This window comes from Streptomyces sp. NBC_00086, assembly GCF_026343255.1.
GTDB lineage: Bacteria > Actinomycetota > Actinomycetes > Streptomycetales > Streptomycetaceae > Streptomyces.
Window position 1 is genome coordinate 1,887,620 of the sequence record NZ_JAPELZ010000001.1, and the last position, 22,925, is coordinate 1,910,544.

The following is a 22,925-nucleotide window of genomic DNA, read 5'->3' on the forward strand; positions in this document are numbered from 1 at the left end:
CCTTGACGTAGAGCAGTGTTTCCTTGGCGTGAACCAATCTACGAATCGTTCATTTATTTTGTCAAGCCAAAAGAAGCTTGGATAGAGCCTGTTCGATGTCCCTCCACAGGTCGTCGGGGTCCTCGATACCGACCGACATCCGCACCAGACCCGATCCGATACCGGCCGCCGCCAACGCCTCCTCACCCAGCTCTCGATGGGAGGTACTGGCCGGATGCGTCACCAGCGTCTCCACGCCACCCAGGGACAGCGCGAGCCGTGCCACCCGCACTCCCTCCACGAACACCCGCCCCGCCTCCCGGCCGCCGGCCAGTTCGAAGGAGAGCAACCCTCCCCCGCCGGAGAGCGCCTTACGGGCGGTGGCGTACGAGGGGTGGGCGGGGAGCCAGGGCCAGTGGACGGCCGTGACTGTGGGATGAGCAGCCAGCCGCGCAGACAGGACTTCGGCATTGGCGCAGTGCTCCCGCATCCGCAGGGGCAGCGTCGGGATCCCGCGCAGGGTCAGCCAGGCGGCGAACGGGTCGGCGCTAGCCCCGAGTTCGACTGTCCGCGGCCATATCTCCTGCCGCAGTCCGTCATCCGCGAAGATGGCTGCGCCCCCGAGGACGTCGGAGTGTCCGGCCAGATATTTGGTCGTGGAGTGGAGCACGATGTCGGCGCCGAGTTCGATGGGCCGGCACAGGACGGGCGACGCGAGGGAGTTGTCCACGGCGCTGACGACTCCCCGGCGCCGGGCCGCAGCCAGCAGCCCTGGCAGGTCAGGGACTTGGCCCGTCGGGTTCGCGATGGTCTCCAGCAGGAGCAGCCGGGTCCGGGGTCCTGCGGCCGCCTCGAACTCGGCCACCTCGTCACCGCTGATGTACGTGACGTCCACGCCGTAGCGGTCCGCCAGGTCAGTTAGGGCGGCGTGTGTCCCTCCGTACAAACACCGCTGCGCGATCACGTGATCGCCGGGGCGTAGCAGCGCCAGCAGGACGCCACTGATGGCTCCCATGCCCGAGGCGAAGGCTATGGCCGAAGCCCCGCCCTCCAAGTCCGCGAGGGTGTGCTCCAGGGCGCGGACGGTGGGATTGCCGCGGCGGCTGTAGACGTACTGGCCGTCGGGGCTAGCCATGGCTTCGGCCAGCTCGCTCGCGGAGTCGAAGGCGAAGGCGGACGATTGCACCAGGGGTACGGAGAGCGGCCAACTGCCGTGCGGCAAAGGCCGATTGATCACATGCACGGCACGGGTTCGGATGTCTTTGTCTTCCATGGGGTCTCCTGTCTGATGGGCCGGTCCGTCCGGCCGTCTGCGTCAGGTACGGGGAGCAGACAAGGGGTCGCCCGATGTCCTGGGAGGACATCGGGCGACCCCTTGTCGAGTACGGACGAGCCCGTACGTCACACCCCGGCGGTCTCGCTTTGCGGCGCGGGGGCGGCTGCGGTCGCCGCAGCCTTGTCTCCCTTCATGACGAGAAGAGTGATCACGGCGCCAGCGGCCGCGATGGCGGCGGCACCGAGGAACGCGGCACTGAAGCCGTCGGTGAGGGCGGGCAGGTTGCCGAGCTCACCGGCCCCCTGCGTGGTGGCAAGAGCGGTCAGAGCGGCAAGGCCGAGGGCCGAGCCCACGTTGTACGTGGTGTTGACGATGCCCGAGGCCAGACCTGCCTGCTCCTGGGGAGCTCCGGACATGGCGGCGATCATCGCAGGGATGTAGGCGAGCGCCATGCCGAGCGCGGCGACGAGCGAGGCCGGGAGGACATCGACCAGGAAGGTGCCAGTCGGCTCCACCGCCGACAGCCAGACCAGGCCTGCGGCGAGGGCCAAGAGGCCGGCGACGATCAGCGGCTTCGCACCGAACTTGCCCATGAGGCGTGCGGTAATCGCCGTCATGAAGATCATCAACAGGACGGTCATGGGGAGCAGGGCGGCGCCGGACGCGAATGCGCCGTAGTTGAGGACCTGCTGCAGATACAGGTTGAGGAAGTACCACATCGGGATCCACGCCGCACCGAGCAGCGTCATCGCGAGGTTGGCCGAGCCGAGACGCGGGACCCGCCAGACGCTGAGCGGCATGAGCGGCTCACGGATGGACTTCTGAATCACGAAGAAGGCGGCGAGCAGAACGGCCGCACCGATCAGCTCCAGGACTGTGGCGGTGGAGCCCCAGCCCACCTCGGGCGCCCGGACGACAGCGAACACGGCGAGCGCGAGACCCGCAGTGACGGCGACCGCACCCAGGACATCCACAGAACCGCGTCGGGACGCAACGTCCGGCAGCAGCTTGGTGGCGGCGAGGGTCGCGAGACCGATCGGGATGTAGATGATGAAAACCCACTGCCAACTCATCCACTCGGTGAAGACACCACCGAGGAATACACCCGCAGTACCGCCGGCGGGAGCAGCGGCGCCGTACAGCGCCATCGCCTTGCCGAGCTCCTTGGGGTCGTGCATGAAGAGCATCATCAGCAGGGTCATGGCGGCGGGTGCGATCAGCGCGCCGCCAATGCCCTGGACGGCACGGCCCACGATCTCGACCGTAGCTGTCTGCGCGGCGGCCGCGACGATCGAACCGACGATCATGGTCGCCCATCCGGCGGCGAAGATCTTGCGAGCTCCGACGAGGTCGGAGAGACGACCGCCGAGCAGGAGTAATCCGCCGAACACGATGACGTAGGCGTTGAAGACCCACTGCAGCTCGCCCTGCGAGAAGCCGAGGTCCTTCTGCATCTCGGGGAGTGCGACTCCGATGATGGAGGTGTCCATGATGACCATGAACTGCGCGGCGGCAAGCACGGCAAGTGCCCACCAGCGCCGGGGATTGACGGTTGACATTGCCCTGACCCTTCTCTGCATCATACCCCTAGGGGGTACCTTCGCGGAGCAACGTAGCATACCCATGGGGGGTATGTAAGAGCGAAGTGAGGGCGATTGCAGGGTGAGGGAATCGAACTCCGGCAGGTTGTGCCGCCTCCACTGCCACGCGGGCCCATGGCCGGTCCGATTGAAGGCGACGCGGGCGGAACGCGGACGGACGCCTGCAGCTGGTGCACTCCGCCCGCTGACGAACGGCACCGACCCAGGGAGCACCGCACCGTGCGGTGCTCCCCGCCGTATTGCACCTCAGCCAGTGAGTGCGGCCTGCCAGCCCGGTGCCCGCAGGTGCCCGCCGCGCTCCAGGGCCGCTACGGCCCCCGCACAACCCGCGCCGGTCGCGGCCAGGACAACCCACGGCAGCCACGGCAGCCCGGTGTCGAACATTGCCCCCACCGCGAGGTTGCCCGCCGCGATGGCGATGCCGGAGGCGGTGTTGTAGGCGCCGTAGTAGGTGGCGACCAGCCGGTCCCCCGCAAGGCGTACGACCGTGTCCATCTCGAAGGGGTAGAGCAGGGCACCGCCCCACGCCAACAGTGCCGCGCACAGCGCAAGCCCAGCCACCCCCACCGCAAGGCCGACAGCCCCCTCATGCGGGCCGGGCAGCAGCGGCAGGAACGCCGCGCCCATGACGGCCAGCCCCCAGACGATCGCCCGGGGCCCGCTCAGGGTGCGCTTGGCCCAGGCCGTCAGCTTGAGCTGCCCGGACAGGGCTGCGAGGGCCGACACGGCGAACACGGCTCCCGTGACGAGGCCGGTCTGCGGGCCGAACAGTTCCCGGGCCCGTAGCGGCAGGGCCAGGTACACCTGGAAAGCCAGGACGTACGAGCCGGACATGGCCGCGGCGAACAGCAGGAACGGCCGGTTCGCGGCGATGGACCGCCAGTCCGCGAGCACCGCCCGCCACGCCGACTCCGCACTACGGTCGGACGGTGGACGGGTGGGCAGCGCCCGCGCCTGGAGCAGGGCCAAGGCGCCGAAGATGACCGCCGAGGCCGCACACACCGCCCTGAAGTCCCAGGCCAGCAACGCGAGCCCGGCCAGCGGGCCGATGAGGATGCCGGCCTGGTAAAAAACGTTGAACGCGGCGAACGCCTCCACCCGGCGCTCCTCACCGGCCTCGGCCGCCAGGTAAGCCCGCACCGCCGGGTTGAACAGGGCCCCGGCCAGCCCGGTGAGCGCCGAGGCGACGATCAGCGCGGGCAGCGACTGCACCATCCCCAGCAGTGCGAAGGCCACCGTGCGCAGGCCGCATCCGGCGAGGATCATCGGCTTGCAGCCGTAGCGGTCGGCGAGGGTTCCGCCGACCAGGAACATTCCCTGCTGGGACAGGTTCCGTACGCCGAGGACCAGGCCGACGGCCCAGGCGGCCAAACCGAGTCCGTGGGCGAGATGGTCGGCGAGGTAGGGCATCAGCATGTAGAAGCCCAGGTTGATGGCGAACTGGTTGGCCATCAACAACCGCACGCTCGGGTCGAAGGAGGCGACCTGCGCCCGCAGCGCCTTCACCGGGCGCCCGCGGTACGGATCGCGCGGGGTCCGGGCTTCCGGCCGAGCGGGTCGCGGACCTGAGTGGACCGGGTCCAGCCCGTCACCGTGCACGCATCCGGGGCCGCGATTTCCTCGGGCTCCGCCGCGGGCTCTGCGCCGAGAATGCCCTGTTCCGCGCACCAGGCGTCGTTGTAGACGGTCTCCAGGTAGCGGTGCGGTCCGTCGGGGAACACGGCTGCGATCCGGGTTCCGGGCGGCATGGTCCTTGCTGCCCATCCTGCGACGAGCGCGACCGCGCCCACGCTCCAGCCGCCCGAGGCGTAGTGCCTGCGGGCCAGGCGGCGGCAGGCCCATACCGCTTCGCCCGGGGCCACCCAGTGGACCTCGGCGAAGGCCTTGTAGTCGACGTTGGCGGGGTGAATGCTGGAGCCGAGCCCGCGCATCAGCCGCGGACCTGCGGGCTGGCCGAAGATCGCCGAGTTGATGGAGTCCACGCCGATCAGCCGAAGTCCGGGCGAGTGCTCCCGCAGTCCCGCCGCGATCCCGGCGGAGTGGCCGCCGGTGCCGACCGCCGTGACCAGGACATCGATCCGGCCCAGTTGCGCGATCAGCTCGGCGGCCAGCGGCCGGTAGGCGCCGACGTTGTCCGGGTTGCTGTACTGATCCGGGCAGTACGCGCCAGGAGCTGCGGTCAGGAGTTCGGCGACCCTCTCCCGGCGGGCCTCCTGCCAGCCGCCCGTCGGATGCGGAGTTTCGACCTGGTCGACGTACGCGCCGAGCGCCGTGAGCAGGCGGACCACGGCTGGCTCCATGCCCGGATCGGAGACGACGGTGACCGGATGACCGTAGGTCAGCCCGGCCAGCGTCAGCCCGAGACCAAGGGTTCCGCTGGAGGACTCGACGATGGGCGCACCAGGCAGCAGATCGCCGCGCAGGCGTGCTTGGCGGACCATGTGGAGCCCCGGGCGGTCTTTGATGCCGCCGGGATTCGCGCCTTCGAGCTTGGCGAAGAAGCCGCGGCCGGGCGGGGCGAAGGGCTCGTCGATCCACAGGACCGGGGTGTTGCCGACCAGCTGTGCGGGCCGGCGGGCGATAACGGGCACCGGAGCGTGAGCTGCCGGGGAGAGCGGACCGAAGTCTTCGAGCAGGGGAAGGCGGTTCATGTGCGTACGGCTCCTACACGCCGCCGGTGTACGGAGGCGCGGGGTAGGCAGGTCGAAAGGCGCGCGTGCACACCCCAGCCCTCCACACCCGGGACGATCACCGGTGGAGGTCAGGGGTGCGGGCGTGCTTCTACTGCCGCCAGACGCAGTTCAGCGCGAGATCGACGCCGCTGCCCGGCGGGCCGGCCTCACGTGAGGCCGCCCATCCGACCGCCAGGTCTGGACAGGGTTCATCGGGAATCGGGACGAGCACGACTGCGGCCACCGCAGGCATCGCCACGGCCTTCGCTCCGTCAGAGCGCGGCCTGTCCACAGCGTGATCGATATGCTTTTCCGAGCCGTGCTGATGCGCAGGACCCGAGGAGAACGCCGACAGGACCAGGCCCTGGCGAAGGTCATGCTGTGGACCGGCGGCCAGCACCGTGGTGTGCGGCCCCGCGAAAGCAGGGGTGTGTGCGCCCGCGGCCACATGCGCCGCGATCAGCAGAACGAGTGCGGGCAGAAGGACGTTGCGGGCCCGCCGCACTGCTTCCTGGGAAATCCGCCAGCACCCGATCACATCCCTCAAAGTAGTCGAGCAACTGCAAGGCGTCACGTTTCTGCGGGTCGGATACCCCCGTACGTGGGTAGGTCCAGCACGGGCATTGCCTGTCCCGTGTAGCCGTCGGCGGCTTCGTGGACCGCCGGGCTCGGCCCTCCAGACGCGATGCGAGGGGGCTGCGGCGGGGCGGGCCCGCCGCAGCCCCCTCGCATCGGTGTCGGGTCAGTACGCGTGGCCGTCGCTGTGATCCGACTGCGGCGTCTTCGCGGTCGGCTTGGTGGCAGGCGTGACCCTCGCGCCGGGAGTGCTGCCCGTGGTGGGGGCATTGGTGGGGGCGTGGTCATCTGCGGCCGGCTGCTCCGCGGTGCCGTGGCTGTGCCCGCCGGCCGGAATGTCGTGCATCGAGGACGCGACCTGCCGTAGGCCGAGGAAGGCAAGGGCTGCGGCCACCATGACGGCCCGGCCGACGAGGCCGAAGATGCGCTGCCAGGGGTGTCGGCGGCTTCGATGACGTAGGCGATGGCGAGGAGGAGTCCGATGGGGGGCAAGGGCCGTTACCCGGTCGGGGAAGTCGTCGAAGTACTGAAGGCCGCAGCTGAGCATCCGATGCCGAACGAGAGCATCAGGGAGGCACCGATGACCACCGTCATCCGCGAAGGCCCGGGGCGCTCGCGGGTGAGGAGGAACTCGTTGACGACGGTGGCGGCGAGGAAGACCAGGACGCCGTAGAGGGCGATGCGGGCAGGGTCGAGCGGGTGGTGGACGACGGCGCCGCTGATCAGGCAAGCGCCGACGAAGTATCCGACGTAGCCGCGGTAGCGGGCGGCCAGTGAACGCTTGCGGGCCTGGTGTGAGCGTTGTTTGCGACGGGCGGCGCGTCCTTCGGCGGGCGCGGGCGGCCGGCTGTGGGTGGGCCGGGAGTCCAGGAGCTGGGGTGATGTCACGGGCATGTTCTTTCTGGTGGCATGCGTGGCTCATCGCGGGCGCGCGCCAGAGCAGGCGGCTGCTGGGCCAGGCGAAAGTGCAGGACTGATCGGGCAGAAATCCCGGGTCTACACCTGCTGCACCACGGAACGGCCGGTGCGGCGTTCAGCGCGGGCGGGTCAGTGTCCGGTGTTCGTGTGGCCCCCTTGGTGCACGGTGGTCCAGGTGCGGCCGCCGTCCTTGGATTCGTGGACGGCGTCGTTGCTGTCGGCGGCCAGGAGGTGGTCGGGGCCGGCCGCGGTCAGTACGGCACCCTGCACGCCGCCCGGGAGGCGGCCGCGTTCTTTCCAGGAGGTCCCGTCGCCACCGGAGAGGACCTTGCCGTCCGTGGTGAGGGCGATCAGCTGCCCGGGAGTCGGCAGCTCCACGGCGGCCAGGGCCGGCGTGCCTGGGACCGGCTGGAAGGTGGCGCCGCTGTCGGTGCTGTGCAGCAGCCCGTCACGGCTGGTCGCCCACACTTCCTGCGGCGTCTCGGCGTGGGCGGCGAGGTCCCCGGCCGAGATCCGCGCGCGCCGCTCCCAGGTGGCGCCGGCGTCTGTGCTGGCCCAGATCTGCGAGGTCTGGCTGTCGAGGCCGTAGAGGGTGGGGCCGGCCTGCTGGAGGGAGTGGAAGTCGGCTTCGCCTGCGGCGGAGACGGTGGTCCAGGTATGGCCGGTGTCGGTACTGCGGATCAGTCCCAGATGCGGTGAGGTGGCGGCGGGGTCGGTGGGTGAGGGGTGGCCGCTGGCGAGGAAGGTGCGCGGGCCGGTGATGGTGAAGCCCATCGTGTCCTGGTAGCGGTCGGCGATCCGTACGGCGCCTGCGGGGGTGAGGCGGAAGACGCCGAGGTGCCCGGCGGCGTAGAGGGTGCCGTCGGCCGGGTCGACGCCCAGGCCGTGCAGGTGCCCGGTTCCCGGGTCGGGGTCGCTCGCTGCGCCGACGTTGCCCTGTGCGGGCGTGATCTCGGTGGTTGAGCAGGCAGTCAGCAGCAGGACGCCGGACGCCGTGGCGGCCGCGAGCGCGGCTATGCGGAAGCGGATGGTCATGTGTGAGGTCCAGAACGCTTGAAGGGGAAGAAGGGCTGGCTGACCCGGGTGCGGGCAGCTGTTGCTGGCTGCCCGCACCCGGGGTGTGCTGATGCGGGTCAGCTCTTCCCGAGGAGCGTGTTCATCCGGGCGATCTCCGCGCTCTGGGAGGTGATGATCGCCTGGGCCATGTCCTTGGCGGGCTGGTAGGTGCCGTCGGCCTGCTCGGTCTTGGCCATGGCGACGGCGCCTTCGTGATGCTTGACCATCATCGTCAGGAAGGCCGTGTCGAACGCCTTGTCCGAGGAGGCTTCGAGCTGCTTCATCTCTTCGGCCGTCATCATCCCGGACATGTCGTGCCCGCCGTGGCCGGCATCCTCGGCGGGGACCTTCTCGCCCCAGGAGGTCAGCCAGCCGGAGAGGGTCTCGATCTCCGGGTCCTGGGCCTTCTTGATCTCATCGGCCAGCTTCTTCACCTCAGCCGACTCGGCGCGCGTCGTGGCGAGGTCGGCCATCTCGATGGCCTGGCGGTGGTGGGGGATCATCCCCTGCGCAAACGCGGTGTCGGCGGCGTTGTGGTCGCCCTGCTGCGCGGGGGCGGAGGCGGAAGGGGAGGCGGTGTTGTGCCCGTTGTGGGCCGAGCCGCTGTCGTTTCCGTTGCCGTTGCCGCCACAGGCGGCGAGGACGAGGGCGGCGGTGGCGGCCGCGGTCACGGCGGTGACGCGGCGGATCAGGGAACGCTTCCTGGTCATGGTGCAACTCCTGCTGTGGGGCACGCGCGCGTCGGCGGGCGTGCGGAAGTAGGGCGGGGCCGAGAGGCTGGTCGGCCCTCTGGGGGCCGGGCATGCCGGGGCCGCCCTATATGCGCAGGAGTTGCAGTTCGCTCAGTGACGGCGGCGCCCGCCCGCAGGCGGTGGCGTCGGGGATGGCCCCGTGCGCAGGGACCGCCTGGGCTTCGGCGTGGCCGGGCAGGACCGCAGGCGCGGGCAGAACCGGGGCGCCGACCGTGCCGGTGGCCGCGCACGTCGCATCTGCGTGCTCCGTGTGCCCGCCGCCTCCGCCGCCTGCCGGATCGCCGGCATGGACGCAGCCGTCCTGGCACGCGGCATCGTCGGCGACCGCCTTCTCGTGGCCGACGGCCGACACGTGGTGGGAAGCGACCCCCGCGTGCGTAGCGGCCGATGCGGGGGCGGGCCCCAGGCCGTGCATGGCCACCAGCCCCGCCAGTACGACCAGAACAAGGAGCAGGTAGGAGCGCAGCCCGAAGGGCTTCACCGCTCGCATCACCTGACCTTCCATGCCCGCATCGTAAGCGCCCGCCTCGGCGGGTGCGAGGCGAGGGGCCCGAACGACAACCCCTTGAGGTATACCCCTGGGGGGTATACAGTGGATGTTGTGAGCCCGCGGGGACGGGGTCACACTGGACGGGATTGGGGATGACGGCCATGGACCACAACGCACACCACACCAGCACCGCGCACGACCACGCCGCGCACCAGGCGCACGCGGGTCACGCCGGTCACCAGATGGGCGGGGTGACGTGGGGGGCCGCGGCGAAGGCGACGCTGCACTGCCTGACCGGGTGCGCCATCGGCGAGATCCTCGGCATGGTCATCGGCACCGCCCTGATGTGGGGCAACGTTCAGACGATGATCCTGGCGATCGCGCTGGCGTTCGTCTTCGGCTACTCCTTCACCCTGTTCGCGGTCCGCAAGGCTGGCCTGGACTTCAAGACGGCCGTGAAGGTCGCGCTGGCCGCCGACACCGTCTCGATCGCGGTGATGGAGCTCGTCGACAACGGCATCATCGCCGTGGTCCCCGGCGCGATGGACGCCCACCTGTCGGACACCCTGTTCTGGACGGCTCTGCTGGGCGGCTTCGCCGTCGCCTTCCTGATCACCACGCCCGTGAACAAGTTGATGATCGGCCGCGGCAAGGGCCACGCCGTCGTCCACGCCTACCACTGACCACAGCCGTACGGCACCGGCGCCCGGCCGCACCTCACGGTGCGGCCGGGCGCGGTCGCGTCCAGGGGCGGAGGCTGGAGGTACCGGGGGCTTCGACGGCGGCCGTCCCGGTCCGCCGGCCCCGCGGGGAACGGAGGCACCGACGATGTCCAGCACCGTCAAGGACATGCTCGCCACCTACCCGGCCGACCTCGGCGACATCGACCAGGCCAAACTCACCGCCTGCATCGAGCAGTGCATCGCCTGCGCCCAGGCGTGTACCGCCTGTGCGGACGCCTGCCTGTCCGAGGGCATGGTCGGCGACCTCGCCAAGTGCATCCGTACAGACATGGACTGCGCCGACATCTGCACCGCCACCGCCGCGGTCCTCTCCCGCCACACCGGCTATGACGCCAACATCACCGCCGCGATGCTGAAGGCGTGCGCCACGGTCTGCAAGGCGTGCGCCGACGAATGCGGCCAGCACGCGGACATGCACGAGCACTGCCGCATCTGCGCCGAAGCCTGCCGCTCCTGCGAGACGGCGTGCAACGAACTCCTCGGCGCCCTCGGCTGACCAGCCCGGGGCCAGTCAGCGCGGCTGCGGGATCTGCTCGCGCTGGCGGCGGCGCCCGTAGCGGGTCATCCCGCGCGGCTTGAACACCGACAAGGCCGCGGCCGTGAGCAACACCAGCAGGGCCGCGGCCGCGTCCGCGATCAGCTGGATACGCATGCCCTCCATCTCACCGCCCGCAAGGGCCGCCCGTGCGGCCGCGTCCGCGAGGTGACCGACCGGCTGCATGTGGACCAGCAGCAAAACGGTCGCGACCACAGTGATCAGGAGCTTCGCGATGACCCAGTAATAGCGCAGCAGCCCCCACACCGTGCCGGCCGACTGCACCAGGCCGGTCAGTAGGCAGGCGGCGCTGAACGGCACGATCACATACCAGCCGACCACATCCATCGCGAGGTAGGCGCCCCGCACCGTCTGGGGCGAGCTAGCGGCCAGCCCGGCGACGGCGAGGGCGAGGAATGCCGCGACCGCGCCCAGCCAGCCGACCGACGCGGTGACGTGAAGGGTGAGCGCGAGCTTGCGCAGCCGCGGCGGGAACGGGCTCACGACCCGTGCCCCGCCATGCCGCCGCCGGCCAGGTGCACGACCACGAACACCACGATCAGCACGACGGCCACCACTACGGACACCTTCACCCAGCGCGGCGCCCCCTCGCCGTCGTCATCGTGACGGTCCGGTGAGCCTGCCATGACGCCTCCCGATTTTTCGAGACACCCTGTCTCTATCTAAAACTGAGTGTATGCCCTGTGGACGTCCGTATCCTGGGTGGGTGCCCAAGCTGTGGAACGAGACGATCGACGCGCACCGCGCCGCCGTGCGCGAGGCGATCCTGGACACCACCGCGAAACTGGTGGCCGACGGCGGCCTGCGGTCGGTGACCATGTCCCAGATCGCCGAGCAGACCGGCATCGGCCGGGCCACCCTCTACAAGTACTTCTCCGACGTCGAAGCAGTGCTGCTGGCCTGGCACGAACGCCAGGTCACAGCCCACCTCCAGCAACTCGCTGGCCTCCGCGACCAGACCGGAACGGCCATGGAACGCCTGACGGCGGTATTGGTGGCATACGCGGGCATCGCCCGGCAGCGGCACGGCGGAGAACTCGCCGCCCTCCTGCATCAGGGCGAGCACGTCACCCACGCCGAGCGGCACCTGCACGGCATGCTCCAGCACCTGATCGCCGAAGCGACCGAAGCCGGTGACCTGCGCTCGGACGTCCCACCCGCCGAGCTCGCCCAGTACTGCCTCCACGCCCTGACCGCCGCGGCCACCCTCACTTCCCAGGCCGCGGTGACCCGCCTGGTCGCCGTCACCCTCGACGGCCTGCGCCCGGTTCCCTGAACCCGCCAGGTCACCGCTTCGTGTGATCGACAAAGGGGTCGCCGGACAGCACCTCCCGGCCGCCGGATAGGGTCACGGTGTGATCACGGCCCGCCAAGCGTTCAGCACGACGCGGACCCGCCGCCCGGCGGGCCCGCTGCGGCTGCTGTGGCTGGCCGCGCTGCTGTTCGCGTTCCTCTACACCCACGCAGCCGGAGCCGACAGCGCCACCGCGCACGTCACCGGCGACGCCGCGGCGGTCCCCCATCTGGCGGCCGCCGGCGCCGGTGACCTCTCTCACCACGAGGCCCAGCGGCCCGACCACCACGACGGCGACGCCGACGGCGGCCACTCGCATCCCGCGGAGGCGTGCGCCACCGCACACCCGCAGCAGGGCCATGACCTGCCCGGCCCGCACCTGACCGCCGTCGCCGTGCGGACTGCCGCCTTCGCCGCGATGACACCGCAGCAGTGGACCCAGATCCCGCCCTGCGGTCTACCTCCGTCGCACAGTTCCCTCGGTTCAGTGGTGCAACAGGTGTAGATCCGGGCCTTTTGCCCCGTTCTGCCCTGAATCTCATCGCCGCGGACCGCTGCCACCATGGCCGGCCGGGTGATGAGCCACGCACGCACCCAAGGAACCCGTACACATGGCATCCGCCCAGCTCCTCGACGCCCACACCCCGCAGACCCCGCCGCAGGCTCCTACCGCCGGGAGGGCCGCCCGGCGCAAGGCCCAGTCCTCCCGCAAGCGGTCACTGGCCGCCCGCTACCTCGGCTACGTCGGCTACTTCGTCGGTGCCGGCCTCATCAGCGGCGCCGTCGTCCACCACCCCCTCGACCCCGACCGCTACACCCGCATCGCCGCCTACGGCGCGCTCGTCTTCCTCGCTGCGACCGTCCTCAACGAGTTCCTCCTCACCCGCGAGCGGCCCGGCCTGCCGCGCATGCTCGTGGTGATCGGCTCCTCGCTGCTGCTGTCGTTCGGCATCGGCATGCTCAGCGGCGGCCTCCAGCACTTCGACGACTTCCCCGCCCGCGGCGCCGTCCTCGTACCCGCCGGCATCCTCGTCTCCTTCACCGCCTACGTCGTCAAGGACGCCGAGACCCCCACCCGCCGCATCTTCAGCCCCCTGGGCCTGACCGTTCTGGCGGTGGCGGCTCTCGCCTTCTTCGGACTGCGCGAAGTCGCGGCTTCCATGGAGACCGAGACCGCGCCCGGCGGCGGCCACAACCACGGCACCGCGGAAGAGCCCGCCGCGGATGACCACGCCCCCACAACCAGCCCCTCCCCGGCCACCACCCCGGTAACGGGTACCTCCACCCAGCCCAAGCCCGCCGCCACCATCCCGCCTCACAACGACGGACACACCGGCCACTGAATGCCAAGGCTGTCCGCGCGGTCAGTCCTCGCCACCCACCGCGCATTGCCGAGGCCCCCGATGTACGGCCGTGGGTCAGCCGGCGAGGCGCGCGGTGTACTCGCCCGCTGCTTCCACGACCGCGACGAGAGCAGCGGTGTCGGAGTCGGAGCCCTCCTCCAGGACGACGACGCTGCGTCCGGCCCGCACGTCGGTTGCGGCGGAGCGGACCTGGGCGAGTTCCTCCAGCTCGTCGTCGATGAGCAGACCGCAGCTGCCGCAGTGCATGCCCTCGATCAACAGCACCACCTGCTCACCGGTCTCAGCCCCGGTCTTCTTCTTGCGGCTGAACAGCTTCATTACGCGTCCTTCTTGAACTCGATGGCGCCGGTCTGCATGCCCATGGCGCAGGAGAAGCGGAGGGTGCCGGGCTTGCGCGTACCAAGGTCGATCTCGGTGTCGCCGTCCCGCTTGACGATCTCCTGGACCCCGAGCTCGGGGATGGTGAAGGCGCGGGCGCAACCGCCGGAGTCCTTGCCCCGCAGTACCAGCGTGGTGGGCACACCAGCCTTCGCTGTGAACTGCGTGGGGAGGTAAAAGTCCGTCACCGTCAGGATGACCGTCTGCTCCCCGGATGCGCCGATGCGTACCGGGGCGGCTTCTCCGGTCGCCGTTCCGCCGTTGCCATCACCGCTTCCGTCACCACCCTCGACGATGAACGGCCCGTTAGCCACCGACTGCTTGCCGGGCGTGTTGAACGACACCCAACCGCCCGCCTGCAAGGCGGAGCCCATCGTCCAGGCCGCCACACTCAGCACCACCACACCGGTGAGCACGGCCAGTTTCCCCGACAGTGCCTGGCTGCTCCGCCGAAACAGGTACCCGAGCACGGCGAACAGCGGCGCAGTCCCGACGACGAAACCGGCCATCACCGCGGCGCCGGCCACCGGCGACCCCGAGGTGACGGCAAGCAGTTCCATCGACAGGGTCACCCCGCAGGGCACCAGCACGGTCGCGAAGCCGAGCAGCGCCGGAGCGGCACCCGAATCGGTCTTCGCGCTGCGCCGCATCAGCCGCCCGAACGACGAGGGCGTACGCGGCAGCAGCCGTCCCACCCACTTCACCCCGAACAGATCCAGCGCGAACAGCACCATGAGCAGCCCCGCCACCAGCAGAAGCACCGCCTGGGTACGGGGTCTGGGCTGCAGCGCGTTGCCGAAGACGCCCAGCAGCGCGCCGAGCAGGGTATGGGAGACCAGCTTCCCGGCCAGGAACGCCCCGACCGGAGCCAACGACGCGACACCCTCGGGCTCGAGACGCGCGGAGCGGGCCGCTTTGGCCGCGGCCCTGGGGAAAGGCTTCGGGGCGAGGCTGCGGCGGCGGGTGACGGCCCCGGCCAGCAGGCCCCCCTGGACGGCGGCGCACGAGGCACCACCGGCGAGGAGACCGGTGCTCGCACCGGTGATCAGCAAAGCGACGGACGACGGCATTCGTCGTACTCCTGTTCTGCGACGAAGACACGCGCACACGGAAGATCTCGGGCGTGCCGAAGAGGACATGAGAGATCACGGCGTCCCGCGAGGCTAACGATCACGCCTCACGAGCAGCTGGCCGTCACGTCCGTGATACGCACAACCGGTACAGATCAGGAGGGTCGGCCGACGAGGGCGGAGCCTTGGGCCGGGCCGCCAGGAGCGCGGGAGCGCAGCTCATCAGGCGCGACTCGACCATGGGCACCGGAGCCGCCGGACTGTCCTGCGCCGGGACGCCCTTCGGCGCCACGCACTGCTCCGTAGCCACCGGGCAGCCCGAGCCATGGCCGGGTACCTCGGCCACAATCTCCGCCCCGGCATGCCCCACGGCCATCACCTGCGCGGGCATGTCCATCGGCCCCGGCATCGCCATGGCCATCGCTGGACGCGCCAGCCCTGACAGGCAGGCGAACAGCGCACACACCAGCAGCGCCCCGGACCACGTCCGGAGCGACAGGGGCAGACGCTGCAGCATGCGAATGATGCTAGCCATCGCCGGCAGCCGCTCGTCGGCCAGGGGCTCAGGTGCGGCCTCGGGGGATGGCCTTGGCGCCGCCGCATGGGCGGAGCGAGAGCTGAGGCACGTCGACGTTGGCACCCTGGCCGACGCGTCCTCAGATGAGGCCGTTGACCTGATAACAAAGCGGTGACCGCATGTGCTGCTCACCGCCAGCCCTCTCCTGGCCGCAGCCAAGGGGGACCGATACCCCTGCACCTTCCCCTGCCGGAGACACGGGAACACTTCAGCCCGGACGGCCAGGCTAGTACGGGCAGTCGTACGCCCGGCGGCCTCCTACTCGGATGATCGCGAAATGGCCAGCACCCGTCACAGGCCGACCGGCAAGCGTCCACGGCGGCCACCAACGAACGACTGCGAGCCTAGCCACCACAGGCGGCCATGCATACGTCTGTCCGAATCTTCATCGTCGCCGGCCACCCCCCTTCCACCCGCGCCAGGCGGAGTGGGGCTGCGAGCATGCCTGTGCAGGCATTCGCACGGTGGGGAGTTCAGGTGCCACGAGAGCTCAACGAACGGCAGCAACAGGTGCTGCAATGGGTCGCCCGAGGCTGCCCTGACGGCGTGTGGGAAGGAACCGGGCACAAACTCAGCTGCCAAGCCCTGCACAGCCGCGGACTGGTCAAAGTCTCCAGGCGCCAGGGGCAATGGTCCGTCGCCCTCACCAAGGCCGGCCAGCAATACCTGGACCACGGATCCCATCCGCCGGAACAGCCTCGCGGCAAAGACACCGCTCCCGCACCGCAGACTGGAATCCAGCCACCCGACGTGGCCAAGAGCAAAAAGTCCAGCGGCCAGGCGGCTGCGCCCGTACCGGTTCAGCGAACGAGCTCCCTTCCGCGGAAGAAGGCCAAGACCGTCACGGAGCAGCTCCTGGAAGAGCTCGCCGAAGCCGGCGGCCGCGTCGTCAAACGCGAAGCCACCGGTCGGGAGACCGAGAAATGGCCGGTCCGTGTTGCCGCCGCACGGCGGTCGGGAAAGATCCCTGCAACCAAGCAACTGCACGCCGGCTGGTGCCGCGACGGATACGAAATCCGGCTCGTCGACACCCCCGCATGGCGATTGGCCGTACTGCCACCCGTCCCCGTACCGGCACGGCTCCCCACTCCACACCCCGTGGTCAGAGCTCTGCAGGCGCACCCCCAGCCCATGGCGCTGACCAAAGCCGTGCAGAGCAGAGCCCTCCGCCTCATCCACGCATTGCTCACCGCAACGCAGAGGCTGGGATTTACCAGCGCGTTCGGCACGGCCGAGAGTGCACCCGCGCCACATCGCAGACGAAACGGCCCTCCCCACTTCACCATCACCGCCCAGGGCCAGCGATGCGATTTCCTCATCCTGCAAGAACAGGACCGGACCGACCACATCCCCACGAAGAAGGAGCTCTCGGACGCCGAGAAGCACTCCTGGGTGCGGATTCCTCGGTACGACCACTCCCCCGCTGAGCGCCTGAGATTCTGTGTCAGTGGCGGGCTGCCACACAGGGCCGGGGAATGGGCCGATACGACTTCACGCCCCCTTGAGGATCAGCTCGCCGAAATCGTGCAGGAAGTAGGACTTCGAGGCGAGGCAGCCGAACGCAAACGACTGGCCGACCTGGAGGCGGCACGGGAAAAGCGGCTGCAATGGGAAGCCGCGATGCAACGGGCAAAGATCGACTTCGCCGAGGCAGACCGAGTCCAGCACCTCGAAGCCCAGGAACAAGCATGGCGCCGTGCAGCGGGCCTGGCCGAGTACGTCGACGCCCTCCGACTCCACGCAGAGACCTTGGCGACCGGGCCAGAGAGGGACGGAGCCGAGGCATGGATCGCCTGGGCTACCGACCACGTGGAGCGCCTGAACCCGCTCAACGGGACGCTCCGCCTGCCCGACATTCCCGAACCTCGCGCCAGCGACCTGCAGCCGTTCCTGCACGGATGGAACCCCTACGGTCCCGCCTACTAGTCGCGAGCCCCCTCTGACTATCACAGAGCGTAATCGGAGAGAAGGAGGTGGATCGCGGGTCTGACGCCGACCGACTCGGTCGCCGACTACCGGAAAGGGCGCCTCCCGCAGCGAGATCACAATCTGCTGCGGGACGCGCCCTTCCACGCCTGACGGCCCGTCAGAGATCGCCGACGGCGTGCGTCAAACGTGCGTCACGAGCGTCAAATCTGCGTCAAGATATCGCCCGTAACGCCCACAGCGCACATAACGCACACTGCCTTAACCCGCAGGTCAGACGCCCTTTCCAACGGGCTCAAGGATCGCGACGCACTCGACATGATGGGTCGTCAGAAACAGATCCAACCAAAACAGGTGGAAGAAAACCACAGGTCAGAGCCTTTCAATCTTGCCTTCGTGGCTTGAGTTGTGTGCGTTGTGGGCGCTGCGTGCGGAATCGCGACGCTGGTTTGCTGCTCGGGACCGGCCGGAACGGCGTCCAGTCGTCGACTGACAGCGACCGGTCTGCCGTCGCCCAGGCGCAGGCGGGCTCTGCATCATGGCCGTAGTCCTCTCGGGGGGGCCTGGGCACCACCGCTGAGCCATCGACGCGACTGAGCATTCCAGTTCCGCTCGGACTTCAGGGCGAGCCCCAGCTCGCCTACGGCTGCGTTGATGCCGCATCGGGCCCCTTACCCGATGGCCCGTCATGGCCATCGCGTCGCACAGGCACCAAGGAACCCTCAGCCACCGTTGCGGCATGTGTGCGCCAGCAGGCACGACGGAGAGGGAACCGGCCACTGGCGGGTAACGGTCATCCCGGGACACCGGCACCCCGGGCCGCGAGACTACGCGCATGAAGATCATCCACATCCTCGCACCGCTGGCTGCCCTGGCCGCGCTGCTCACGATGGCTGCCCCTGTCCAGGCCCAGCCCGCGCCGGCCCCCGCGGCCGTAGCTGCTGCCACGGTCCCGCCGCCCGTCGACCGGAACATCTGCAAGAGGCTGGGAGGCTACTACCAGCACCTCAGCGACCCGGCCACGTTCTGGGTATGCGACAACGCCTACCGGCCCACCCGCTACACATGTCCCGACGGGCTCCTGTTCAACGAGGGGGCCCGGCCCGGCCCGGTCTGCGACTGGCCCGATCAGGTCCACTCCCAGGCCCCCACCGGCGCGACCACGCTGACCGCCGCCCCGGCCCACCTTCAAAAGCTCCCGCTGAAGGTCGTCGGCCTCAAGGCGACCCTGAAGACCGGACTGATCGGAGTGCCGATCACGTTCAAGAGCAAGTCCGGCAAGGTCCTGTGCACCGCCACCACTCAGTCGGTCAACTACTACGACAACACCCGTGGCGCGCCCAGCGTCGCCACCTGCGACAGCACCTCGGGCCTGGTCGGTACCGTCACGGACCTGCTGCTCGGCTACACCGCCTCCTTCGCCGGCCGCGACGGTCTCTTCGAGGCATCGACCGGTAACGGCACCGTGAAACTCCTCGGATAACCCCGGCCCGCGCGGAATGAGCACGTACGTCAATACCCCCGCACACCGTGGCCCTCGACGGGAGCAACCCAGGTCCCCCGCCGACACGGCGGGACCCCTGAGGTCTCAGCGCGTGGATGCCGGGGTGTCGGTGAGGTGGGCGTAGACGACGACGTTGGCCGGGTAACCGGTCTTCTTGGTGTAGGTGCCGCCGCAGGTGATGAGCCGCAGTTCGGGGCGTCCCGTGGCGCCGTAGACCTGCTGGTCGGGGAAGCCCTCGCGGTCGTGGACCTCGATCGCGTCGACGGTGAAGACCGCAGTGGTTCCGTCTCGGCGTGCTACTTCTATGCGCTCGCCCTTCTTCAGAGCTCCGAGCTGGTAGAAGACGGCGGGACCCTGCTTGTTGTCCACATGGCTGGCGACGACGGCCGTGCCATCTGCGCCGGGTGACGTACCACCCGCGTACCAGCCCGCGAGGTTCTTGCCGTCGGGCGGGGGCGCCTGGAGGCTGCCGTCGCTCTCCAGGCCGAGGCCCGTGAGTGGGGCGTCGATGCGGAGCGAGGGTACGCGGATGCGTTCCGGCTCGGCCGGGGCCATGGCCGCCGGCTGGGGCGTGGACGTCGGGGTGGGCGCGGAGCTCCCCCCTCGCGACTCACCGCGCAACTGGTCGAACACCCGGTGCTGGGTGCCGAGGAGACCTTGGGCCCGGGTCGGCTGGGGTGGCGGCTGCGGTATGTCATCGGTGGTGATCAGCCAGACCCCCACGGCCGCCGCGAGTGCGGTCAGGGATCCGATCGTCCGGTTCCCCCAACGCCGTCCGTCCGGCACGTACGCCCCCTCTTGTCCGTGTGATGTCGGTGACCCGCGGAGGTGCCGGATCCGGGCTCGGGGCACCGGATCCGACACCGCCATACGCGTACGGCCTGAGCCGCAGACCGGTCAGGCCCGACCGGAGGCCGTCCGGCGGCGCGCCATCCACACTCCGCCGACGGCCGCGGCACCGAGGGCGCCGATGCCGGCCGCAAGGTTCGTACCGGAGTCCTGGGTGCCGCCGAGGCCGGTCTTCACCGCGCCCTTGGGGTGCGCCGCAGAGACGGTGAGGGTGCCGGTGAACGGGCCCTCGACGTTGCCCTTGCCGTCGTCGCAGACCACGGACACCTCGTAGGAGCCGGGCTTGGTGCTCGCGGGAACGGTGCCGACGCCGCCGACCTCGTTCTTGAGCATGGAGAGCTTGACGGTCGGGATGCTGGAGCCGGTGACGCCCGTCTTGAAGGTGGCCAGGCCCTCCTTGCCCTTGCAGTTGCCTCCGTCGAAGACGGAGAACTGCCCGCCCGGAGCGACCGGGTTGGGCTGGAGCACGACCGGGTTGGAGGCGGCTGCGGCGGCCGGGCTGCCGGCAGCGGCGGCCGGGCCAGCGAGGCCGAAGCCTGTCGCGAGGGCGAGGGCGCCACCGGTGAGTATCGAGGACGTACGCATGTTGTTCTCCCCTGGACGCGGCCACGGAGCCACCCCCGTGTAAGGCAGGAACCGCGTCCCGGGATCAGCACACGGCCGTCCCTCAACCGGCGCATCCCGGACCGGCGCACCCGTCCGGCGTGTCGCGGACACGACAGAGCCCGAAGCCCAATGACCGTGCAGGTCAGACCGCTTAGCAGGTGATCTCTGGGTTACCGCAGCAAGTTCGGCCGAACGCATGACGGACTCCCTGCCAGGGACTCCCTGCAATGGCCCCCCAGGCCCCCGCCCCGAATCGCCGACGGCCCCGGGAACCGAGCAGCCCCGCAACGCTGGCATCCCCTACCCCAAGGCGGCCCGGATCAGCAGATCACTGACGGATGCACCGCGGAGCCAGAACACCGACGAAGGGCATCGAGCGGCGTGACCGGCCGGTCGCCACAGAGGCCAGTACGGCCGCCGATGCGCCCACGGCCCCCTCACCGACCGTCATGAACCCGCCGCCTTGGCCCGTGCGCTTCCTCTTCGTGATCACCCTCGGTTCGACTCCGGGCGCAAGGCGCCAAGATCGTCGAGACGGGCGAGGTGGCGAACCCCACCGGCCCGATGGTCGCCGGAGCCACACCGGACCCGCGGTTTCGACGTCAGCGGCCAAGCCGAGCTGTCGCGACGGCACCCATGGAGCGAGGTCCCGGCCGCGTCAGATCCCGGTGCCCGCAGCCCGGGCCGAGACGCGCAGGATGCGCCGCAGGAGCGACTGCGGTTCGAGGTCGTACTTGATCCGCAGGAGGCAAGTGACCGCGGAGTTCCGCAGGTGAGCGTCGCGGGCGTCAACCACGTGACGGCGTATGGACGTCACGCCGAAGGCGACCGCTCCGGCGGTGAGCAGGGACGATCCTGCGGCCAACCCGCCCAGGGAAGCGGCCGCCGCGCTGCCGAGCTCCAGCTTGTAACCGATCGCGGCATGGCCAGCCTCCATCCTGAGCCCCTTCATCGCCGCTTCGAGGTCTTTCAATGGCGTCGTGAACCGCTGCTGGACCAACAGCCGCAGATACGCCTCAACGGCCGCGGGATCGTCGGCGGAGCCAAGCGCGACACGCAGCTCCTCAGCCGTCGCGGCCACCGCGTCCGCGAAGGCGTCGAACTCCGTGGCATGGCGGGTGCGCAGCTGGATGATCTTCTCGACCGGGATGTCCTGGAGACCGCGCGGCACCACGCAGCGCACCACCAGATGCCCGATAGCGGCCGCGAACTGCCGTTGGCCGAACACGGTCGCGGGCGTTACGGGAGCGGCACTGTTGTGGGCCCGATAACGGCTAATGAGCTGGGGGCCGCTTTCTCCCAGGAGAACCTCCGCCAGCCGCGGGGCGCTCCAGTCGCCGCTGTACGGGTGCAGGACGGGCTGGTCGGTGACGGGCAGGTACCCGGTGCGGCGCGCCAGTTCGTCGACGACCACGCGCTTCCAGATCCAGGCGAGGGTGGGGTCCATGGCGGCCCAACGGGACTGGCGTCCATCGACGTCCACGTTATCGGCGATGCCGGGCACCATCAGCCCCATGGACTCCATTTCCCAGTAGGCGACTTCGCCCCAGTGCATCGGCACCAGGTCCGGTCCGAGACCAGGATCGCCGCCTCCCTGCGGCCAGGCGCGGGTTGCCCCGTCATACGCGTCGTAGCGCATCATGGGCACTCTTCCCGGCTGCTTGACGGCCCGCTCCCGCAGGTTGTTCGCATAGCGTCGCCACATGGTGTGGGAGTCGACGCTGAACACCTCTCTGAACAGCGGAATCACCGCTTCGATCGCCTCGCGAGGAGAGACGTCGACGACGAAGTCGAGCCCGTCCTTGAGCGCCAGGGCAACACCCGCATCGGCCGGGACGAACCGGTCGGGGACCACACGTGCCATGCGCGGCCAGTACAAGGCCGCCGCTTTCAGCCACTCCTCGCTGCGGAAGTGGATGTACGGGTAGTAGAGCCCGATGCGCTGCATCGGATCACGCTAGCCAGCACGGGCGTGTTGCGGAAGGGATGGTGGAGACGCAACCGATCTCGCCCCGAACCAGGGCCTGTTGGGGAATACCGGGGCCCGACTGGGAGCAATGGCCGAGGACGAGCCGGCCTTGCCGCTCGCCGACGGTGCGTTCGACCGCGTCACCAGCCGCCATCCCGTGAAGGCCTGGCAGGAGGAAATCGCCCGCATCCTCGTACCCATCGGCACGTGCCTTTTCCCAGCACGTGGGGCCGGCCGGCGTCTTCGAGCTGGTGGAGTACTTCCTCGCCCACACCGCCCGATCCTTATCGAAACCCGCAAGCCCGCCTGAGACGGCCGTGGCCTGGTGAGACGAACGCCTACCCGCAGATGAACCCGGCACCGGCCCAGTCGATCCGGAGCTGGGTGGGCCCCACCGACGAGGGCCACCCAGCGGGACACCTACCGCGGGGCGGCACCAACCGGCGGCCTTCGGCTACGACTGGCCCTGGTCCATCACGCCTCCACCGCGTGTCCTCGCCTCCGGCGCGGGCTCCTGGTCAGCAGCATCCACGCCCGCCCCGGGGCCATCGTCCTGGGGGCCGGCGACCCTGCGGACGACCAGCTCAGGCTGGTCGTCGGCGTCGTGCTCATCGATCTCGGGCATGTGGCTCTCCTTATTCGGGACTGTCAGGTACTGGTACCAACGAGCCGCCGCTCACCGGATAACGGCTCCTGAGGGATGGCTGCACGACTACGCGGAACCTGACCACCGACGTGGTCACCACCGCCGCTACCGTCCCGGCGCCCG

The 22,925-nt window shown here is 69.8% G+C and carries 26 protein-coding genes and 1 pseudogene; 8 read left to right on the plus strand and 19 right to left on the minus strand.

Annotated features, from left to right (window positions below; genetic code table 11):
• Positions 1-61: 61 nt before the first annotated feature.
• The 10 genes from OG276_RS08295 to OG276_RS08340 form a co-directional block, all read right to left on the minus strand.
• Positions 62-1,252, minus strand: a complete 1,191-nt coding sequence (locus OG276_RS08295) for a PLP-dependent aspartate aminotransferase family protein (protein WP_266903823.1) — start codon at positions 1,250-1,252, stop codon at positions 62-64.
• A gap of 128 nt (positions 1,253-1,380) precedes the next feature.
• Positions 1,381-2,814: an MFS transporter gene (locus OG276_RS08300; protein WP_266912619.1), complete on the minus strand. Its 1,434-nt coding sequence runs from the start codon at positions 2,812-2,814 to the stop codon at positions 1,381-1,383.
• Positions 2,815-3,102: 288 nt separating this feature from the next.
• Positions 3,103-4,362 carry an MFS transporter gene (locus OG276_RS08305; RefSeq protein ID WP_266903824.1) on the minus strand — a complete coding sequence of 420 codons (1,260 nt, stop codon included), beginning with the start codon at positions 4,360-4,362 and terminating at the stop codon, positions 3,103-3,105.
• Positions 4,359-5,507, minus strand: a complete 1,149-nt coding sequence (locus OG276_RS08310) for a PLP-dependent cysteine synthase family protein (protein ID WP_266903825.1) — start codon at positions 5,505-5,507, stop codon at positions 4,359-4,361. Before OG276_RS08310 ends, OG276_RS08305 begins: the two co-directional genes overlap by 4 nt.
• A gap of 130 nt (positions 5,508-5,637) precedes the next feature.
• A complete protein-coding gene (locus tag OG276_RS08315; protein WP_266903826.1) occupies positions 5,638-6,066 on the minus strand; it encodes a hypothetical protein in 429 nt (142 codons plus the stop codon).
• A gap of 204 nt (positions 6,067-6,270) precedes the next feature.
• Entirely contained in the window at positions 6,271-6,450 is a 180-nt protein-coding gene (locus OG276_RS08320; protein ID WP_266903827.1) for a hypothetical protein, read from the minus strand.
• A gap of 152 nt (positions 6,451-6,602) precedes the next feature.
• Positions 6,603-6,992, minus strand: coding sequence for a hypothetical protein (locus tag OG276_RS08325; RefSeq protein WP_266903828.1), 390 nt, complete (start codon positions 6,990-6,992; stop codon positions 6,603-6,605).
• Between the two features lie 159 nt (positions 6,993-7,151).
• Positions 7,152-8,057, minus strand: coding sequence for a F510_1955 family glycosylhydrolase (locus OG276_RS08330; protein ID WP_266903829.1), 906 nt, complete (start codon positions 8,055-8,057; stop codon positions 7,152-7,154).
• A 98-nt stretch (positions 8,058-8,155) separates the two neighbouring features.
• A complete protein-coding gene (locus OG276_RS08335) occupies positions 8,156-8,788 on the minus strand; it encodes a DUF305 domain-containing protein (RefSeq protein ID WP_266903830.1) in 633 nt (210 codons plus the stop codon).
• A gap of 106 nt (positions 8,789-8,894) precedes the next feature.
• A complete protein-coding gene (locus tag OG276_RS08340) occupies positions 8,895-9,335 on the minus strand; it encodes a DUF6153 family protein (RefSeq protein ID WP_266903831.1) in 441 nt (146 codons plus the stop codon).
• 146 nt (positions 9,336-9,481) lie between these two features.
• Here OG276_RS08340 and OG276_RS08345 point away from each other — a divergent pair, with 146 nt between their 5' ends.
• Together OG276_RS08345 and OG276_RS08350 are read left to right on the plus strand one after the other, a co-directional pair.
• The gene (locus tag OG276_RS08345; protein WP_266903832.1) at positions 9,482-10,003 is read left to right on the plus strand and encodes a DUF4396 domain-containing protein; all 522 of its coding nucleotides are present in this window, start codon (positions 9,482-9,484) and stop codon (positions 10,001-10,003) included.
• Positions 10,004-10,148: 145 nt separating this feature from the next.
• The gene (locus OG276_RS08350) at positions 10,149-10,559 is read left to right on the plus strand and encodes a four-helix bundle copper-binding protein (protein ID WP_266903833.1); all 411 of its coding nucleotides are present in this window, start codon (positions 10,149-10,151) and stop codon (positions 10,557-10,559) included.
• Between the two features lie 15 nt (positions 10,560-10,574).
• Here OG276_RS08350 and OG276_RS08355 read toward each other — a convergent pair whose 3' ends face one another.
• Complete coding sequence (locus OG276_RS08355; protein WP_266903834.1) at positions 10,575-11,102, minus strand: hypothetical protein; 528 nt, start codon at positions 11,100-11,102, stop codon at positions 10,575-10,577.
• On the minus strand, positions 11,099-11,245 hold the full coding sequence (locus OG276_RS08360; protein WP_266903835.1) for a hypothetical protein: 147 nt from the start codon (positions 11,243-11,245) through the stop codon (positions 11,099-11,101). Before OG276_RS08360 ends, OG276_RS08355 begins: the two co-directional genes overlap by 4 nt.
• Positions 11,246-11,325: 80 nt before the next feature.
• On the opposite strand from OG276_RS08360, the gene OG276_RS08365 reads away from it, so the two are divergent.
• The 3 genes from OG276_RS08365 to OG276_RS08375 all read left to right on the plus strand — a co-directional run bounded on the left by OG276_RS08365 (position 11,326) and on the right by OG276_RS08375 (position 13,256).
• Entirely contained in the window at positions 11,326-11,895 is a 570-nt protein-coding gene (locus OG276_RS08365) for a TetR/AcrR family transcriptional regulator (RefSeq protein WP_266903836.1), read from the plus strand.
• Between the two features lie 79 nt (positions 11,896-11,974).
• Positions 11,975-12,418 (plus strand): hypothetical protein, encoded by a 444-nt coding sequence (locus tag OG276_RS08370; RefSeq protein ID WP_266903837.1) that lies wholly within the window; start codon positions 11,975-11,977, stop codon positions 12,416-12,418.
• Between the two features lie 106 nt (positions 12,419-12,524).
• Positions 12,525-13,256, plus strand: coding sequence for a hypothetical protein (locus OG276_RS08375; protein ID WP_266903838.1), 732 nt, complete (start codon positions 12,525-12,527; stop codon positions 13,254-13,256).
• Positions 13,257-13,331: 75 nt separating this feature from the next.
• Here the strand turns inward: OG276_RS08375 and OG276_RS08380 are convergent, their stop codons facing one another.
• The 3 genes from OG276_RS08380 to OG276_RS08390 all read right to left on the minus strand — a co-directional run bounded on the left by OG276_RS08380 (position 13,332) and on the right by OG276_RS08390 (position 15,242).
• The gene (locus OG276_RS08380; protein WP_266903839.1) at positions 13,332-13,595 is read right to left on the minus strand and encodes a heavy-metal-associated domain-containing protein; all 264 of its coding nucleotides are present in this window, start codon (positions 13,593-13,595) and stop codon (positions 13,332-13,334) included.
• Positions 13,595-14,725: a sulfite exporter TauE/SafE family protein gene (locus OG276_RS08385; RefSeq protein ID WP_266903840.1), complete on the minus strand. Its 1,131-nt coding sequence runs from the start codon at positions 14,723-14,725 to the stop codon at positions 13,595-13,597. Before OG276_RS08385 ends, OG276_RS08380 begins: the two co-directional genes overlap by 1 nt.
• 124 nt (positions 14,726-14,849) lie before the next feature.
• On the minus strand, positions 14,850-15,242 hold the full coding sequence (locus tag OG276_RS08390) for a hypothetical protein (RefSeq protein WP_266903841.1): 393 nt from the start codon (positions 15,240-15,242) through the stop codon (positions 14,850-14,852).
• A 537-nt stretch (positions 15,243-15,779) separates the two neighbouring features.
• Here OG276_RS08390 and OG276_RS08395 point away from each other — a divergent pair.
• Both OG276_RS08395 and OG276_RS08400 read left to right on the plus strand, forming a co-directional pair.
• Positions 15,780-17,228: a hypothetical protein gene (locus tag OG276_RS08395; protein ID WP_266903842.1), complete on the plus strand. Its 1,449-nt coding sequence runs from the start codon at positions 15,780-15,782 to the stop codon at positions 17,226-17,228.
• Between the two features lie 835 nt (positions 17,229-18,063).
• On the plus strand, positions 18,064-18,711 hold the full coding sequence (locus tag OG276_RS08400; RefSeq protein ID WP_266903843.1) for a carbohydrate-binding module family 14 protein: 648 nt from the start codon (positions 18,064-18,066) through the stop codon (positions 18,709-18,711).
• A gap of 105 nt (positions 18,712-18,816) precedes the next feature.
• Here OG276_RS08400 and OG276_RS08405 read toward each other — a convergent pair whose 3' ends face one another.
• From OG276_RS08405 to OG276_RS08415, 3 genes are all read right to left on the minus strand, one after another.
• Positions 18,817-19,518 (minus strand): class F sortase, encoded by a 702-nt coding sequence (locus OG276_RS08405; RefSeq protein ID WP_266903844.1) that lies wholly within the window; start codon positions 19,516-19,518, stop codon positions 18,817-18,819.
• 111 nt (positions 19,519-19,629) lie between these two features.
• On the minus strand, positions 19,630-20,166 hold the full coding sequence (locus OG276_RS08410) for a hypothetical protein (RefSeq protein ID WP_266903845.1): 537 nt from the start codon (positions 20,164-20,166) through the stop codon (positions 19,630-19,632).
• A gap of 679 nt (positions 20,167-20,845) precedes the next feature.
• Positions 20,846-22,135: a DUF6236 family protein gene (locus OG276_RS08415; protein WP_266903846.1), complete on the minus strand. Its 1,290-nt coding sequence runs from the start codon at positions 22,133-22,135 to the stop codon at positions 20,846-20,848.
• Positions 22,136-22,235: 100 nt separating this feature from the next.
• Between OG276_RS08415 and OG276_RS08420 the strand changes: the two are divergent.
• A pseudogene (locus OG276_RS08420) lies at positions 22,236-22,422 on the plus strand (SAM-dependent methyltransferase); the annotation flags it as partial.
• A 188-nt stretch (positions 22,423-22,610) separates the two neighbouring features.
• Here OG276_RS08420 and OG276_RS08425 read toward each other — a convergent pair.
• Entirely contained in the window at positions 22,611-22,781 is a 171-nt protein-coding gene (locus tag OG276_RS08425) for a hypothetical protein (protein ID WP_266903847.1), read from the minus strand.
• Positions 22,782-22,925: the final 144 nt, after the last annotated feature.